Annotated in this window: 16 protein-coding genes; 13 read left to right on the top strand and 3 right to left on the bottom strand. The window is 66.1% G+C overall.

What is annotated here, in order from left to right; all coding sequences use genetic code 11:
• Window positions 1-37 precede the first annotated feature (37 nt).
• The 3 genes from secB to ACP7EY_RS16565 all read right to left on the bottom strand — a co-directional run bounded on the left by secB (window position 38) and on the right by ACP7EY_RS16565 (window position 1343).
• Entirely contained in the window at window positions 38-508 is a 471-nt protein-coding gene (secB, locus tag ACP7EY_RS16575; protein WP_426195494.1) for a protein-export chaperone SecB, read from the bottom strand.
• A 136-nt stretch (window positions 509-644) separates the two neighbouring features.
• Window positions 645-923 carry a glutaredoxin 3 gene (gene grxC / locus ACP7EY_RS16570; RefSeq protein WP_426195492.1) on the bottom strand — a complete coding sequence of 93 codons (279 nt, stop codon included), beginning with the start codon at window positions 921-923 and terminating at the stop codon, window positions 645-647.
• An 18-nt stretch (window positions 924-941) separates the two neighbouring features.
• Window positions 942-1343: a rhodanese-like domain-containing protein gene (locus ACP7EY_RS16565; RefSeq protein ID WP_426195490.1), complete on the bottom strand. Its 402-nt coding sequence runs from the start codon at window positions 1341-1343 to the stop codon at window positions 942-944.
• 119 nt (window positions 1344-1462) lie between these two features.
• On the opposite strand from ACP7EY_RS16565, the gene gpmA reads away from it, so the two are divergent.
• From gpmA to gspD, 13 genes are all read left to right on the top strand, one after another.
• Window positions 1463-2209, top strand: a complete 747-nt coding sequence (gpmA, locus tag ACP7EY_RS16560) for a 2,3-diphosphoglycerate-dependent phosphoglycerate mutase (RefSeq protein ID WP_426195488.1) — start codon at window positions 1463-1465, stop codon at window positions 2207-2209.
• Between the two features lie 50 nt (window positions 2210-2259).
• A complete protein-coding gene (locus ACP7EY_RS16555) occupies window positions 2260-3669 on the top strand; it encodes a murein hydrolase activator EnvC family protein (RefSeq protein WP_426195562.1) in 1410 nt (469 codons plus the stop codon).
• 20 nt (window positions 3670-3689) lie between these two features.
• Window positions 3690-5234, top strand: a complete 1545-nt coding sequence (locus ACP7EY_RS16550; protein ID WP_426195486.1) for a S41 family peptidase — start codon at window positions 3690-3692, stop codon at window positions 5232-5234.
• Window positions 5235-5247: 13 nt separating this feature from the next.
• Window positions 5248-6015 carry a HesA/MoeB/ThiF family protein gene (locus ACP7EY_RS16545; RefSeq protein ID WP_426195484.1) on the top strand — a complete coding sequence of 256 codons (768 nt, stop codon included), beginning with the start codon at window positions 5248-5250 and terminating at the stop codon, window positions 6013-6015.
• 151 nt (window positions 6016-6166) lie between these two features.
• On the top strand, window positions 6167-6625 hold the full coding sequence (gene gspG / locus ACP7EY_RS16540) for a type II secretion system major pseudopilin GspG (protein WP_426195482.1): 459 nt from the start codon (window positions 6167-6169) through the stop codon (window positions 6623-6625).
• A gap of 57 nt (window positions 6626-6682) precedes the next feature.
• On the top strand, window positions 6683-7159 hold the full coding sequence (locus tag ACP7EY_RS16535; RefSeq protein ID WP_426195480.1) for a type IV pilin protein: 477 nt from the start codon (window positions 6683-6685) through the stop codon (window positions 7157-7159).
• A gap of 20 nt (window positions 7160-7179) precedes the next feature.
• Window positions 7180-7554 carry a type II secretion system minor pseudopilin GspI gene (gspI, locus tag ACP7EY_RS16530; protein ID WP_426195479.1) on the top strand — a complete coding sequence of 125 codons (375 nt, stop codon included), beginning with the start codon at window positions 7180-7182 and terminating at the stop codon, window positions 7552-7554.
• Window positions 7551-8171 carry a PulJ/GspJ family protein gene (locus ACP7EY_RS16525; protein WP_426195477.1) on the top strand — a complete coding sequence of 207 codons (621 nt, stop codon included), beginning with the start codon at window positions 7551-7553 and terminating at the stop codon, window positions 8169-8171. Before gspI ends, ACP7EY_RS16525 begins: the two co-directional genes overlap by 4 nt.
• Window positions 8171-9112, top strand: coding sequence for a type II secretion system minor pseudopilin GspK (gspK, locus tag ACP7EY_RS16520; protein WP_426195475.1), 942 nt, complete (start codon window positions 8171-8173; stop codon window positions 9110-9112). The genes ACP7EY_RS16525 and gspK overlap by 1 nt, the downstream gene beginning before the upstream one ends.
• Before the next feature lie 33 nt (window positions 9113-9145).
• On the top strand, window positions 9146-10363 hold the full coding sequence (gene gspL / locus ACP7EY_RS16515; protein ID WP_426195473.1) for a type II secretion system protein GspL: 1218 nt from the start codon (window positions 9146-9148) through the stop codon (window positions 10361-10363).
• Window positions 10360-10875 (top strand): type II secretion system protein GspM, encoded by a 516-nt coding sequence (gene gspM, locus ACP7EY_RS16510; RefSeq protein WP_426195472.1) that lies wholly within the window; start codon window positions 10360-10362, stop codon window positions 10873-10875. The genes gspL and gspM overlap by 4 nt, the downstream gene beginning before the upstream one ends.
• Complete coding sequence (gene gspN, locus ACP7EY_RS16505; RefSeq protein WP_426195470.1) at window positions 10872-11645, top strand: type II secretion system protein N; 774 nt, start codon at window positions 10872-10874, stop codon at window positions 11643-11645. Before gspM ends, gspN begins: the two co-directional genes overlap by 4 nt.
• Window positions 11642-13912 carry a type II secretion system secretin GspD gene (gspD, locus tag ACP7EY_RS16500; RefSeq protein WP_426195468.1) on the top strand — a complete coding sequence of 757 codons (2271 nt, stop codon included), beginning with the start codon at window positions 11642-11644 and terminating at the stop codon, window positions 13910-13912. Before gspN ends, gspD begins: the two co-directional genes overlap by 4 nt.
• Window positions 13913-13923: the final 11 nt, after the last annotated feature.

Below are 13923 nucleotides of genomic sequence, written 5' to 3'. Positions count from 1 at the left end.
TGACCTGTCCCGTTCGGGCAAAAACGGCTGCGCTGACTTAGTTCAGCGTAGGCGCTTCCGGCGAGGCCGCTTGCTCGGCCAGGGCGGCGCGACGCTGCTGGTAGAACACTTCGAAGTTGATCTCAGCCAGGTGCACGGGCGGGAAGCCGGCACGGGTGATGACGTCGGCGATGTTGCCACGCAGGTAAGGGTAGACGATGTTCGGGCAACCGATGCCCAGCAGTGGGTCGAGCTGGTCTTCAGGGATGTTGCGCGCTTCGAAGATACCGGCTTGCTTGCCTTCGACCAGGAAAGCGACTTTTTCGCCAACCTTGGCGGTGACGGTGATCGTCACGGTCGACTCGTAGATGCCGTCGGCGATGGCTTCGGCGCCCACGTCGAGGGACACTTCGATGGTCGGCGCTTCTTGCTCGAGGAAAATGCCAGGGGAATTCGGCTGTTCCAGCGACATGTCTTTCAGGTAGACGCGTTGGATTTGGAATACGGGTTGCAGATTTTCGTCAGACATGGAACGCTTTCGTTGAGAGATAAGGGGGAGGGCAGGTCGCCGTCCCGTATATGCGTGTTCGCAAATGCGACGGCAATTGTATCAAAACAACCCTGTGAACAATAGCGCCACCGCTGCCGGCGCCGCCATGGCGCATTCAGGCTGGTGTCACCCCATTTAACAAGGGTTCAAGCCGGCCCGCCTGATCGAGCGCATACAAGTCGTCGAAACCGCCCACGTGGGTGTCGCCCACGTAAATTTGCGGCACCGTGCGGCGACCCGTTTTTTGCATCATGATGGTACGCTGTTCCGGGTCGAGATCGACGCGGATGCGTTCGATCGCGGTGACGCCCTTGGCTTCGAGCAAACGCTCGGCGCGCACGCAATAGGGGCAGCTGGCAGTGTGGTACAGGACGACGTGGGCCTGGGTGCTCATGGTAAGTTCCTCAAAATGTTATTTGGCGACTGGCAGACCAGCGGTCTGCCAGGCGGCGATGCCGCCGTCGAGGCGGACGACGTCGGCAAAACCGGCCGCGGCCAGCTGGCGCACTGCCTTGTCGGCGCGGGCGCCGGACTGGCAAACGACGATGATGGCACGGCTTTTCGATTTCTCGAGCTCGCCAATGCGGGTGCCCAAGTCTGCCAGCGGAATGTTTTTCGCGTCGCGCAAATGCCCTGCGGCAAATTCTTCGGGGGTGCGCACGTCGACAATGGTGGTCTTGCCGCGGTTAATGAGCTGGGTCGCCTCGAGGGGCGAAGCGCGCCGGCCACCCCGTCCAAGCCCGGCAAACAGCAGGTAGCCGCCCGATGCCAGCACGATGACAATGGTAAAAATATGGTCAAGAATGAATTTCACGAAGCATCCAGTGGGTTAACTTAATCTGCGCATTATAAAATAGAAGGCGAAAGCGAAACGGACCAAGCTGTTTTTGTCGCCGCGCGCCCCCGATCCACTTGCCTTTTACTAAAGACTCTATGTACAAAATCGTATTCATGCGCCACGGCGAATCGACCTGGAACCTGGAAAACCGCTTTACCGGCTGGACCGACGTCGACCTGACGGCCAAGGGCGTGCTGGAAGCAAAAAACGCGGGCAAGGTGCTCAAGGACGCCGGTTTTACCTTTGACCTGGCCTACACGTCCGTCCTCAAGCGCGCCATCCGCACGCTGTGGTTGACGATGGACGAAATGGACATGATGTGGCTGCCCGTGGTCAATGACTGGCGCCTCAACGAGCGCCACTACGGCGCCCTGCAGGGGCTCGACAAGGGCGAGACGGCCGCCAAGTACGGCGACGAGCAGGTGCTGGTGTGGCGCCGCAGCTACGACACGCCGCCGCCGCCGCTGGCCGCCGACGACGAGCGCACCTCGTTCGCCGATCCCCGCTACGCGCGCCTGGACAAGGCCGCGATCCCCCTGACCGAGTGCCTGAAAGACACCGTGGCGCGCGTCATGCCGGCCTGGGAGGACGAGATCGCCCCGGCCATCCGCGCCGGCCGCCAGATCCTCATCTCCGCCCACGGCAACAGCCTGCGCGCCCTGATCAAAATGCTCGATGGCATCAGCGACACCGACATCGTCAGTCTGAACATTCCCAATGGCCAGCCGCTCGTCTACGAGCTCGATGCCGATCTCAAGCCGATTCGCCATTACTACCTGGGTGACGCGGCCGCCATCGCTGCCGCCACCGCGGCCGTGGCGAACCAGGGTAAGGCGAAGTAAGCATTTTGTCATTTCACTTTTCTGTCAACCGGCTGGCGACGGCGGCCGCGCTGCTGCTCGTGGCCAGTTGCGCCACCGCCGCGGCCGTGGCGCCCGCCAAACCGACCGAGCGCAGCAAGCAAAAAGCTGTCGCCGAAGCGAACCGCGCCGGCATCGTGCAAAAGCTGCAGGCGCTCAAGAAAGACATCAGCAAGACCGAGAGCGAGAAGGACAATGCCGCCGACACCCTGGCGGCCTCGGAAGAAGCGATTTCCGACGCCAACCGGGCGCTGCGCGACCTGGGCGGCGAACAGCAGGCGACGAATGTCAAGATCGGCGAGCTCGCTGCGGCCGGCGAACGGCTCGTGCTCACCATCGACGCCCAGAAAAAGCAACTGGCCAAGCTGCTGCGCCAGCATTATGTGGCCGGCAACGAGGACCGCATCAAGCTGCTGCTGTCGGGCGACAACCCGAACCGCATCAACCGCGACCTGCAATTGATGGCCTACCTGTCGCAGGCGCAGGCGAAACTGCTCGACTCCTTGCGCAGCAACCTGGCGGCGGTCGAGACGAACCAGGCGGCGGCGCAAAATGCGCGCGACGAATTGCTGGAAATTGCCGAAGAACAGCAGCAAAAGAAAGCCCAGCTGGAGAAAGAAAAGGGCCGGCGGGCGCAGTTGCTCAGTTCCCTGTCGAGCCAGTTGACGGCACAGCGCAAGGAAGTGGGCAACCTGCAGCGCGACGAGCAACGCATGAGCGCGCTGGTGGACAATCTGTCGAAACTGATCAAGCAGCAGGCCGAAGCGGCCGCCGCCGAGCAGCGCCGGCTGGCCGCGCTGGCGGCCGCCCGCGCCAAGGCGGCCGAGGACGCGAGATTGCTGGCCGAAGCGCGCCGCAAGGCCGAGCGCGAGCGGCTCGCGCGCGAGGCGAGCAAGCCGAAGCCGCCCGGTAAACCCGCTTTCAAACCCGACCCCATCGACAACGACGAGCCGCCACGGGTGGCGCAACGGCCCGAGCCGAAGCCGGAGCCGAAGCCGGAGCCCGCCGCCCGGCCGGCCGACGTGGCGCTGGCCCCGGCCGCCCCCGACGGCGCCTTTGCCAGCCTGAAAGGACAGCTGCGCGCGCCCGTGGCCGGGCGCCTGGCCGCCCGCTTCGGCGCCAAGCGGGGCGATGCCACCTGGAAAGGCGTGTTCATCCAGGCCGGCGAGGGCGCCGACGTCCACGCCGTCGCCGGCGGCCGGGTGGTGTGGGCCAACTGGATGCGGGGCTTCGGCAACCTGATCATCGTCGATCACGGCGGCCAGTACCTGTCAATCTACGGCAATAACCAAAGCTTGCTCAAGCAGGCCGGACAAGTGGTCAAGGCCGGCGAGACCATTGCCAGTGCCGGTAACACGGGCGGGCGCGAAGAATCGGGTCTATACTTTGAACTCAGGCACCTGGGGCAGGCGTTCGACCCCGCGTCCTGGATCAAATTTTAAGCATATCGCGAAGGCAAGGCATGACCCATCAAGCACCCTGCGCCGGGCAGAGCAAAACGCGCGAGCGCGCACGCACTGCCGGCCTGATTTGCGTCGGCGTACTCGCCGGCGTGGCCCTGTCGTTCCAGTTTCCCGCCGTCGCCCAGAAGGCGGCCGGCTCGCCCCTGCCGCTGGACGAATTGCGCCAGCTGGCCGATGTCTACGGCCTCATCAAGTCCGATTACGTCGAGCCCGTCACCGACAAGAAACTGCTGTCCGAAGCGATCGGCGGCATGGTCGCCTCGCTCGATCCCCATTCCGTCTACCTGGACAAAAAAGCGTTCAAGGAAATGCGCGAGAGCATGCAGGGGCGCTTCGTCGGCCTGGGCATCGAAGTGTCCACCGAAGACGGCTACGTCAAGATCGTCTCGCCCATCGAAGATTCGCCCGCCTGGCGCGCCGGCATCAAGTCGGGCGACCTGATCACCCGCATCGACGGCGTCGCCATCAAGGGGCTCACGCTCGACGAAGCGATCAAGAAAATGCGCGGCGCCCCCGGCAGCCGGGTGTTGCTCACCATTGCCCGCAAGGGCGAGGACAAGGCGCGCACCATCGACCTGGTGCGCGAGGAAATCCAGGTCAAGAGCGTCAAGGGAAAAATCGTCGAGCCCGGGTACGCCTGGCTGCGCATCAGCCAGTTCCAGGAGCAGACGCTCGACGAGCTGGCGGCCAAGGCCACCGCCCTGTACGCCCAGGACCCGCACATCAAGGGCCTCATCCTCGACCTGCGCAACGACCCGGGTGGCTTGCTGCCGGGCGCCATCGGGGTGTCGGCCGCGTTCTTGCCGAAAGAGCAGGAAATCGTCTCGACCAAGGGCCAGTTGCCCGATTCGAACCAGCGCTTTTATGGCCGCCGCGAATTTTACGTGGGCCGTAACGGCGTCGATCCGCTGGCCAAACTGCCGGCCGGCCTGAAAACCGTGCCCATGGTGGTGCTGGTCAATACGGGCTCGGCCTCGGCCTCGGAGATCGTCGCCGGCGCCCTGCAAGACTACCAGCGCGCCATCATCATGGGCAGCCAGACCTTCGGCAAGGGCTCCGTGCAAACGCTGCGCCAGCTCACCGCCGACACCGCCGTCAAGCTGACCACGGCGCGCTACTACACGCCCAAGGGCCGTTCGATCCAGGCGCGCGGCATCATGCCCGACCTGATGGTCGACGAAACGGCCGACGATGACGGTTTTAACGCCCTGCGCGAACACGAAGCGGACCTGGAACGCCACCTGGGCAGCGAGGGCGACAAGGCCAAGGGCGAAGCCAAGTCGAAGATCGACCTGGCCGAACTGGAAAAACGCGCCGCGGTCCTGAAAAACCGCAAACCGGTCGAGTTTGGCAGCAAGGATGATTTTCAACTGCTGCAGGCCTTGAATCATTTCAAGGGCCTGCCCGTGAAACTGGCGCCGGCGCCCGCGGTGGAAGTGGTCGATGCACAAAAACTGCTGCCCACCCCCGTCTCGACCTTCGACGGCAAGCAGGGCGACGAAGCGCCCAAGCCGGCCGACCTCAAGGGCAAGCCCGTCAAGTAAGGGCGGCACGCGCGTGAACGACCACCAGCTGCTGCGCTACTCGCGCCACATCCTGCTCGACGAGATCGGCATCGAGGGCCAGCAGCGCCTGCTCGCGGCCAGCGTGCTGATCATCGGCGCCGGTGGTCTCGGCTCACCGGCCGCCCTGTACCTGGCCGCCAGCGGCGTGGGGCAGCTGGTGCTGGTCGACGATGACAGCGTCGACCTGACCAATCTGCAGCGCCAGATCCTCCACACCACCGAGCGGGTGGGCCAGGCCAAGGTGGCCTCGGCGCGGACCGCGCTGTTGCAGATCAATCCCGACCTCGACATCGTCGCCCTGCCCGAGCGGGTGGCGGGCGCGCGCCTGGCCGAACTGGTGGCGGCATCGACGGTCGTGCTCGACTGCAGCGACAACTTCGCCACCCGCCACGCCGTCAACCGCGCCTGCGTCGCTGCCGGCGTGCCGCTGGTGGCGGGCGCCGTGATCCGCTTCGACGGCCAGTTGTCCGTGTTCGATCCCCGCAGCGCCGCCTCGCCCTGTTACGCCTGCCTGTTCCCCGAGGACGCCCGCTTCGAAGACGCCGCCTGCAGCACGCTGGGCGTGTTCTCCCCGCTGGTGGGGGTGATCGGCGCCATGCAGGCGGCCGAAGCGATGAAACTGATCGTCGGCATCGGCGCACCGCTGGCCGGGCGCCTGTTGCTGCTCGATGGGCGTAACATGGAGTGGACCAGTATCGGCATCGCCCGCGATCGCGCCTGCGCCGTGTGCGGCGTAGATGGACAAAGTCAAGCTAAGTAGTTAGCGCCAGCACAAGACGATAGCGCTTCGCCATCGCCTTTGCGCGATCTCGCCGCTTACAATGCGTTACCAGTGTAAAAGCGCCGCGAACGCGCCGTCTGCATCCAAACCCCCTTATACTTCTCTCCTTTCGGAACTGACGACAGACATCATGCAAATTGCTTTTCGCAACAAGTCTCCCGCCTCGCTGCGCCGTGCGCGCGGTTTCACCCTGGTGGAAATCATGGTGGTGGTGGTCATCATCGGCATTCTCGGCGCCCTGGTGGTGCCCAAGCTGATGGGGCGCACGGGCGAGTCGCGCGTCACCGCCGCCAAGGTCGATATCTCGACCCTGATGCAAGCGCTCAAACTGTACAAGCTCGACAACCAGCGCTATCCCACCACCGAGCAGGGCCTGGTGTCGCTGGTGACCAAGCCCACCGCCGGTCCTGCCGCCAACGGCTGGAAAGCGGGCGGCTACATCGACAAGCTGCCCAAAGACCCGTGGGGCAATGCCTACCAATACATGCAGCCGGGCGTACATGGCGAAGTCGACCTGTTTTCGCTGGGCGCCGACGGCCAGCCCGGCGGCGTCGGCGAAGATGCCGACATCGGTTCCTGGGACAATTAAGCGTTATCGCGGACGCACCGAAGACGACCTTATTCTGCGGAGGCCACCGTGCCTGTCATGCTTTCTGCATCGCCCCGCGCCGCCCGCGGCTTCACGCTGGTGGAGCTGATGGTGGTGATGGTGATCATCGGCATCACCCTGGGCCTGGTGTCGCTCAACGCGATCCCCAGCCCCCAGCAGCACCTGCAAAGCGAAGCGAGCCGGCTGGCCCTGCTGTTGCAACTGGCGCGCGATGAAGCCATCGTGCGCAACCGCCTGGTCGCCTTCGAGGCCGACGAGCTGCAATACCACTTTATTGTCCGCAACGACACCCGCTGGGACCCCATCGTCGACGACGATCTGTTACGCCAGCGCGCATTCAAGGACGGCCCCGTGACCTTGCTGATGGATCCCACCACCACCCTGCCGGGCGCGCCCCTGCGCATCACCTTCGGCCGCGAACCCGTCGACAAGCCCTTCGTGCTGACCTTGGTCGCCGGCAACGCCCGCGTGGCCATCCGCGCTGATGGCGTCGGCCACTTCACGGTGGAATGATGACGCGGCCACCTAACAATTTGCGTACGCAAGTAATTTCCCAGGCAGGCTTCACCCTGCTCGAGGTGCTGGTGGCGCTGGTGATCGTCGGCACCGCGCTGGGCGCGTCGCTGCGCGCGGTGGGCAGCCTGGCCGCCAACAGCGCCGGCCTGCGCAGCGCCATGATGGCCACCTGGTCGGCGGAAAACCGCCTGGTGCAGGTGCGCCTCAATCACGTCTTTCCCGCCGTCGGCAAGCAGCGCTTCGACTGTCCGCAGGGCGATTTGCAACTCGTCTGCGACGAAGAGGTGCTGGTCAGCCCGAATCCCCTGCTGCGCCGGGTGGAAGTGAGCGTGTACGACCTGAAAAATCCCGAGCGCCGCATCGTCAAGCTGGTGCAGCTGGTGGCGCCATGAACACCGTCAAGGCGCGCGGCTTCACGCTGGTCGAATTGCTCGTTGCCATCAGCATCCTGGCGATGGTCGCCGTGCTGGGCTGGCGCGGCCTGGACGGCATCGTGCGCGCCCGCGTCTCGCTCACCGAGCAGATGGAAGTCACGCGCGGCATGCAGCTCGCTTTTGCGCAAATGCAGAGCGACTGCGAGCACATCCCCGTCGACGGCGCCCTGCTGGGCAGCCGTCCCTACCTGCTGTTCGACGACGACCGCCTGACCCTGGTGCGCCTGTCGATGGTGGAAAACGAGCCCACCCGCCTGCAAGTGGTGTCGTACCGGGTGCGCGAAGGGGTGCTGCTGCGGCGCGAGTCGAACGCCACGCGCAACATGACGGAACTCGATGTGATGTGGAAGGCCGCCACCAGCGACGCCGACACCACCGCCCCGGTGGCGCTGCAGACGGGGGTGACGGGCATCGGCGTGCAGAACTGGGCGAATAACTCGTGGCAAATGATCCAGGCGCCGCTGGTGGCGCCCAGCATCCCCGCCCCCGGCGTCACCTACGGTTTGCAAGTGGTGCTGCAAACGCGCACCCTGGCCGCGCCCATGGTCAAGACCTTCCTGCTGGGAGGTGCCTGATGGCGCGCCGGCAACTGGCCCGCCAGCAGGGCGTGGCCGTGATCACCGCCTTGCTGCTCACCACGCTGGCGGTGACCATCGTCGCCAGCCTGTTCTGGCAGCAGCAGGTGCAGGTGCGCTCGATGGAAAACCAGCGTTTGCACCTGCAGACGAAGTGGATCCTGCGGGGCGCGCTGGAATTGTCGAGCCTGATTCTCAAAAGCCGCACGGGGCAGGCCGCCCAAATCACCACACTGGACCAGGTGTGGACCACGCCGCTGGCCGAAACCCGGCTTGACCAGTACATCGAACGCGAGCGGGTGCAAAACGAGGTATTCGACGCCACCTTATCGGGTGGCATGAGCGACGCCACCGCCCGCTACAACCTGACGCTGCTGGCGGCCAACGGCGTGCGCGATCCTGACCAGGAGGCCATTTTCAAGCGCCTGCTGAGCAATCTGCAACTGGACCCCGCGCTGGCCGTGAAAATTGCGCAGATGGTGGCCAGCGCCAATCCGGCCGCACCGGTCCCGCCGGCGCGCGTGGCCAGCAACGTGCCGATGGGGCTGGTGCAGGTGGACGACCTGCTGGCCATTTCCGGCATCACCAAGGACACCGTCGACCGCCTGCGCGAGTTCGTCATCGTCTTGCCCGCCACCGCCCAGGTCAACCTGAACACGGCATCGGCCGAGGTGCTCAGCGCCCTGCTGCAAAATTGCTCGGTCAGCCAGGCGCGCGCGATTGTCGAGAAACGCAAGCAGGTGCCCGCCCTCAGCCCGGCCAATTTTACCGTCCTCAACCAGGGCATGACCTTCATGGCCAACGCCCCCGTCGATGTCAAAAGCAGTTATTTTCTGGCGCGCAGCCGGATCCGCCTCGACCGCGCCGCGCTCGACGCCGAATCGCTGATCGAGTCGAACCTGGGCAGCCAGACCACGGTACTATGGACGCGGCAGAATTAATATGAAAAGTCACACAGCAGAAAGCGAGATCGTTTGAGCACTTTATATATCCGCCTGCCGGCACGCGCGGACGGCGACGCCGCCCTGGCCCGCTACGCCATGGTCGCCGACAGCGGCCTGATCGGCCAGCAGGGAGAAGGCGCCCTGCGCGGCCTGGGCGACCTGGTCAACAACGTGCGCCGCGTGGTGCTGCTGCTGGCCGCCGCCGACGTGACGATGCTGCACGTGAAGGCGCCACCCCTGTCGGGCGCGCGCCTGAAGGCGGCCTTGCCGGGCCTGGTCGAAGAACAGGTGCTGGGCGACCCGCACGATTGCGTGCTCGCGCCGGCGCCGGTGGTATCGGCCGACGGCGTGCGCAGCGTAGCCGTGGTGCAGCGCGCCTTGCTCGAGCCGCTGGTGCGGGCCATGCTGGCGCTGGGCGCGCGCGCCGTGACGGCCATTCCCGCCCAGCTGTGCCTGCCCATTTCTCCCGGCCAGGTCAGCGGCGTCATTGGCGCCCACGAACTGTCCCTGCGCGACGGCCTGTACCACGGCATGGGCCTGGCGCTGGACGCGAGCCCGGAAGTGGCCGTGCAAACGGCGCGCGCGCTGGCCGGCGACGCCCCCCTGACCTTGTACGTGCCGGGCGCCGATCTGACCACCTACCAGGCGCTGGGGCAGCTGTCGAGTCCGCCCATCGCCGTCGAGCCCGACACCTGGGCCCACTGGATCGCCGGCGCCAAGACCACCACGCTCGACATGGTGCCCGCGCTGGGCGCGGCCGGCGCCCGCGCCACCGACTGGGGCCGCTGGCGCTGGCCGCTGGCGCTGGCGGCGCTGGCCCTCATCGTCAACCTGGTGGGCCTGAACATCGAATGGCTGCGCATGAAGCGCGAGGCGGACGGCATCCGCCAGTCGATGCTGCAAACCTTCCGCGCGGCCTATCCGAAAGACACGGTGATCCAGGACCCGATGGCGCAGATGCGCATGAACAATGCGCGCGCCAGGGTCGCCGTCGGCCAGGTGGGTCCCACCGAATTTACCTGGCTGGCGGCGGCCTTTGGCGAGGCCGCGCGCGGCCTGCCGCGCCCGCTGGCCATCAATGGCCTCGAGTTCAAGGAACAATCGCTCACCGTCAAGGTCAAACCAGAAACGAGCGACCCGGGCGTACTGGCCCAGCTCAAGAGCGCGCTGGCCCTCCGCAACCTGTCGCTGACGGAAACGGCGCCGGCCGTCTGGCTGATCAAACCCACACCGGGAGTTAAACCATGAGCGCCGCCAGCAGCTTTTCTAATATCAAATCGCAATTGGCGCTGGGCTGGATCGCCCGCACCGAGCAGGAGCGCAAATTCCTGACCATCGGCGCCGGCGTGGTGCTGGGCACCCTGGTCTACCTGCTGTTCATCAGCCCCGCCGTGAGCGGCCGCGCGCAGCTGGAAAAAGCCTTGCCGCAGTTGCGCCAGGAAGCGGCGCAACTGCGCAGCATGGCGCTCGAAGCGAGCGAACTGTCGCGCCAGGCGCCGGCCCAGGGCGCACCGATGGCCCGGGAAACCCTGCTGGCGAGCCTGACGGCGATGGGCATTACCCCGCAATCGCTGACGATGACGGGCGAATTTGCCAAGGTGCAGCTGTCGGCCGTGCCGTTCTCCAGCCTGGTCGGCTGGCTCGACAATCAGCGCCGCGAAGGCCGCATCAGTGTGCAGGACGCCAGCATCGGCGCGGCGGGCGAGGGCGGCAAGGTTGATGCGACCCTGACGCTGCGCCAGGAACCGGGCGCCCGGTGAAGCGCGCTGTGCTATGGTGTCTTGCCGCCCTGCTCGCCGCCGTGATGACCGTGCTGGTGTGCCTGCCGGCCAGTTGGCTCGCCCCCATCGTCGAGCAGCAGACGGGCGGCCGTTTGACTCTGGGAGATGCCCAAGGTACGCTGTGGCGCGGTTCGGCCTTTATCGGCGGCGCGCCGGGCGAGGGCGGGTCGGTCACGCCCTTGCTGCCGGGCCGTTTCAGCTGGCGCTTGTCGCCGCTGGTGCTGGTGGGCCATGTATCGCTGGACCTGGCCAATGCGCAGGCGTTTTCGCAGAGCGTCCACGTCGAAGGCAACTGGTCGCAGTGGCAGTTGAGTCCGTCCGAATTGCTGTTGCCCGCAGCCGGCCTGGCCGGCCTGGGGGCGCCCCTGAACACCTTGGCGCCCAGCGGCATCTTGCGCCTGTCGTGGACCACGCTCGAGCTGGTGCGCCAGAGCGGCACGGTCAGCGTCAACGGCCGCACGGTGCTGACGATGAGCGACATGGGCTCGCGCATGTCGCCCGTCAAGCCGCTGGGCAGTTACCAGCTGCTGATGGACTGGAAAGGCGCCCAGGCGCAACTGGTGCTGACGACGCTGCGGGGCGCCCTGCTGCTGTCTGGCAGCGGTGCGCTCGACAATGGCCGGCTGCGCTTTGCCGGGCAGGCCGAAGCGGCCGATGGATATGAAGAGACGCTGGGCAACATGCTCAATTTGCTGGGCCAGCGCCGTTTGGTAGGCGGCAAGAACATTATCGCGTTAGAGTTCAAATGAAGACAAAATTGGCAGCACACACTCGTTCCACGCCGGCCCTGCGCCGCCTTGCCGCCGGCGTCATGCTGGCCTGCGCCGTCGCCGCTGTGCCCGTCTCGGCCCAGGACAACGGCGCCGCCCTCAACTTCGTCAATGCCGACATGGAGTCCGTCATCAAGGCGGTCGGCCATTACACGGGCATGACCTTCATCATCGACCCCCGCGTCAAGGGCACGCTGACGCTGGTGTCGGAGCGCCAGCTGTCGAAGTCGCAGGCGTTTTCCCTGCTCACCTCGCAGCTGCGCCTGCAAGGCTTCGCCGTCGTCACCGGCGACGGCTTTGCCAAGGTGGTGCCGGAAGCCGAAGCGAAACTGCAATCGTCGCCCACCCGCGTCGGCGTGGGCGCGCGGCCGATCGGCGGCGACCAGATCGCCACCCAGATTTTCCGCCTGAGCTACGAGTCGGCGGCCAACCTGACGGCGGTGCTGCGCCCCCTCATTTCGCCGAACAATTCGATCATGGCCAACCCGGGCAACAACAGCCTGGTCATCACCGACTACGCCGACAACCTCAATCGCCTGTCGAAGATCATCGCCGCGCTCGACGCCCCCGTCTCGGCCGACCTCGACGTGGTGCCCGTGCGTTACGCCGTCGCCAGCGATGTCGCCGCCATGGTCAGCCGCCTGATGGAGCCGGCGCCAGGCGGCGACTCCGGCCGGGTGTCGGTGCTGGCCGATCCGCGCACCAATTCGGTGGTGGTGCGTGCGCCCTCGGCGGCGCGCGCCAACCTGGCCAAGTCGCTCATTTCCAAGCTCGACCAGCCCACCGCGGAAGCGGGCAACGTCCACGTGGTGTACCTGAAGAACGCCGACGCCACCAAGCTGGCGCAGACGCTGCGCGCGGTGGTGTCGTCGGACACCTCGCTGCCGCAAACCCAGCAGGGCACCAGCGGCGGCTCGGTCGGCAGCGGCGCCAATGCGGGCGGCTCGGGCGGCCTGGCCGGCCAGCAGTCGAGCGGCAACCAGGGGCAGGGCGGCGGCACGCTGAGCGCGCAAAGCCCCGGTCAGACGCTCGGCGGCGGCAGCGGCGCCACCGGCGCCGGCTTCATCCAGGCCGACGCGTCCACCAACACCCTCATCATCACCGCCAGCGAAGCGGTGTACCGCAACCTGCGCGCCGTCATCGACCAGCTCGACGTGCGCCGCGCCCAGGTCTACATCGAAGCGCTGGTGGTCGAAGTCAATTCCGACAAGGCCTCCGAATTCGGCGTGCAGTGGCTCGCCGCCAGCGGCGACTCGACCAGCAAGTACCGCGTCGGCGGCATCCAGAATTTCAATGCCACCAGCGGCAATGGCCTGGCCAGCCTGATCGCCAGCGGCAGCTCGGCCGCGCCGGGCGCCGGCCTGTCGATTGGCCTGTTCCGCCAGATCAACGGCGCGCTGGGCCTGGGCGCCATCGCCCACGCGCTCGAGAACGACAACGCCGGCAACATCCTGTCGACGCCGAACATGCTCACGCTCGACAACGAACTGTCGACCATCAAGGTGGGCCAGAACGTGCCGATCATCAGCGGCCAGTTCACCACCACGGGCGGCACCAACACCAACCCGTTCCAGACCATCGACCGTCGCGACGTGGGCCTGACCCTGAAGGTGCGCCCGCAAATTTCCGAAGGCGGCACCATCAAGCTGGCCATCTACAACGAGAGTTCGAGCGTGGTGCAGTCGAGCCGCACCGACGCCGCCGGCGTCACCACCGACATCCGCATCATCGAAAACAATGTGCTGGCCGACGACGGCCAGATCATCGTGCTCGGTGGCCTGATCAAGGACGATGCCAGCGCCACCGAAGAAAAAGTGCCGGGCCTGGGCAGCCTGCCCATCGTCGGCAACCTGTTCAAATACCAGTCGAGGAAGCGCACCAAGACCAACCTGATGGTGTTCCTGCGCCCCGTCATCGTGCGCAGCAAGGAAGACAGCGCCACCCTGGCCATGAACCGCTACGAGTACATGCGCGCCACCGGCACCCAGGCCCAGCCGAAGGACAACACGGTGCTGGTCAAGGAACTGGGCGCGCCGATCCTGCCGCCCCTGTCCGATGGCCAGCCACCCGTGGGCAGCTCGATGGCCGCCGTGCCGATCAAGAAAAATCTGCCGGCGCCGGCCCGTCCGGGCGCCTCCACGCTGGCCCGTCCCGGCGACACGGCCGCGCCCACGCGTCCGGACAGCACCGTGCCGACCCAGCCCGACACCACCGATACGCCGTTGTACCGCCCGGTGCAGAAATAAGGGATGGATTT

The organism is Massilia sp. DWR3-1-1, from assembly GCF_049898325.1.
GTDB lineage: Bacteria > Pseudomonadota > Gammaproteobacteria > Burkholderiales > Burkholderiaceae_D > JAFCUW01.
This window is presented reverse-complemented; position numbering and strand designations above follow the sequence as displayed.

Excerpts from the sequence above, each read along its gene's own strand:
- secB (WP_426195494.1), bottom strand. The coding sequence starts at position 508 with ATGTCTGACGAAAATCTGCAACCCGTATTCCAAATCCAACGCGTCTAC.
- grxC (WP_426195492.1), bottom strand. The coding sequence starts at position 923 with ATGAGCACCCAGGCCCACGTCGTCCTGTACCACACTGCCAGCTGCCCC.
- gpmA (WP_426195488.1), top strand. The coding sequence starts at position 1,463 with ATGTACAAAATCGTATTCATGCGCCACGGCGAATCGACCTGGAACCTG.
- ACP7EY_RS16550 (WP_426195486.1), top strand. The coding sequence starts at position 3,690 with ATGACCCATCAAGCACCCTGCGCCGGGCAGAGCAAAACGCGCGAGCGC.
- gspG (WP_426195482.1), top strand. The coding sequence starts at position 6,167 with ATGCAAATTGCTTTTCGCAACAAGTCTCCCGCCTCGCTGCGCCGTGCG.
- ACP7EY_RS16535 (WP_426195480.1), top strand. The coding sequence starts at position 6,683 with ATGCTTTCTGCATCGCCCCGCGCCGCCCGCGGCTTCACGCTGGTGGAG.
- ACP7EY_RS16525 (WP_426195477.1), top strand. The coding sequence starts at position 7,551 with ATGAACACCGTCAAGGCGCGCGGCTTCACGCTGGTCGAATTGCTCGTT.
- gspK (WP_426195475.1), top strand. The coding sequence starts at position 8,171 with ATGGCGCGCCGGCAACTGGCCCGCCAGCAGGGCGTGGCCGTGATCACC.
- gspM (WP_426195472.1), top strand. The coding sequence starts at position 10,360 with ATGAGCGCCGCCAGCAGCTTTTCTAATATCAAATCGCAATTGGCGCTG.
- gspD (WP_426195468.1), top strand. The coding sequence starts at position 11,642 with ATGAAGACAAAATTGGCAGCACACACTCGTTCCACGCCGGCCCTGCGC.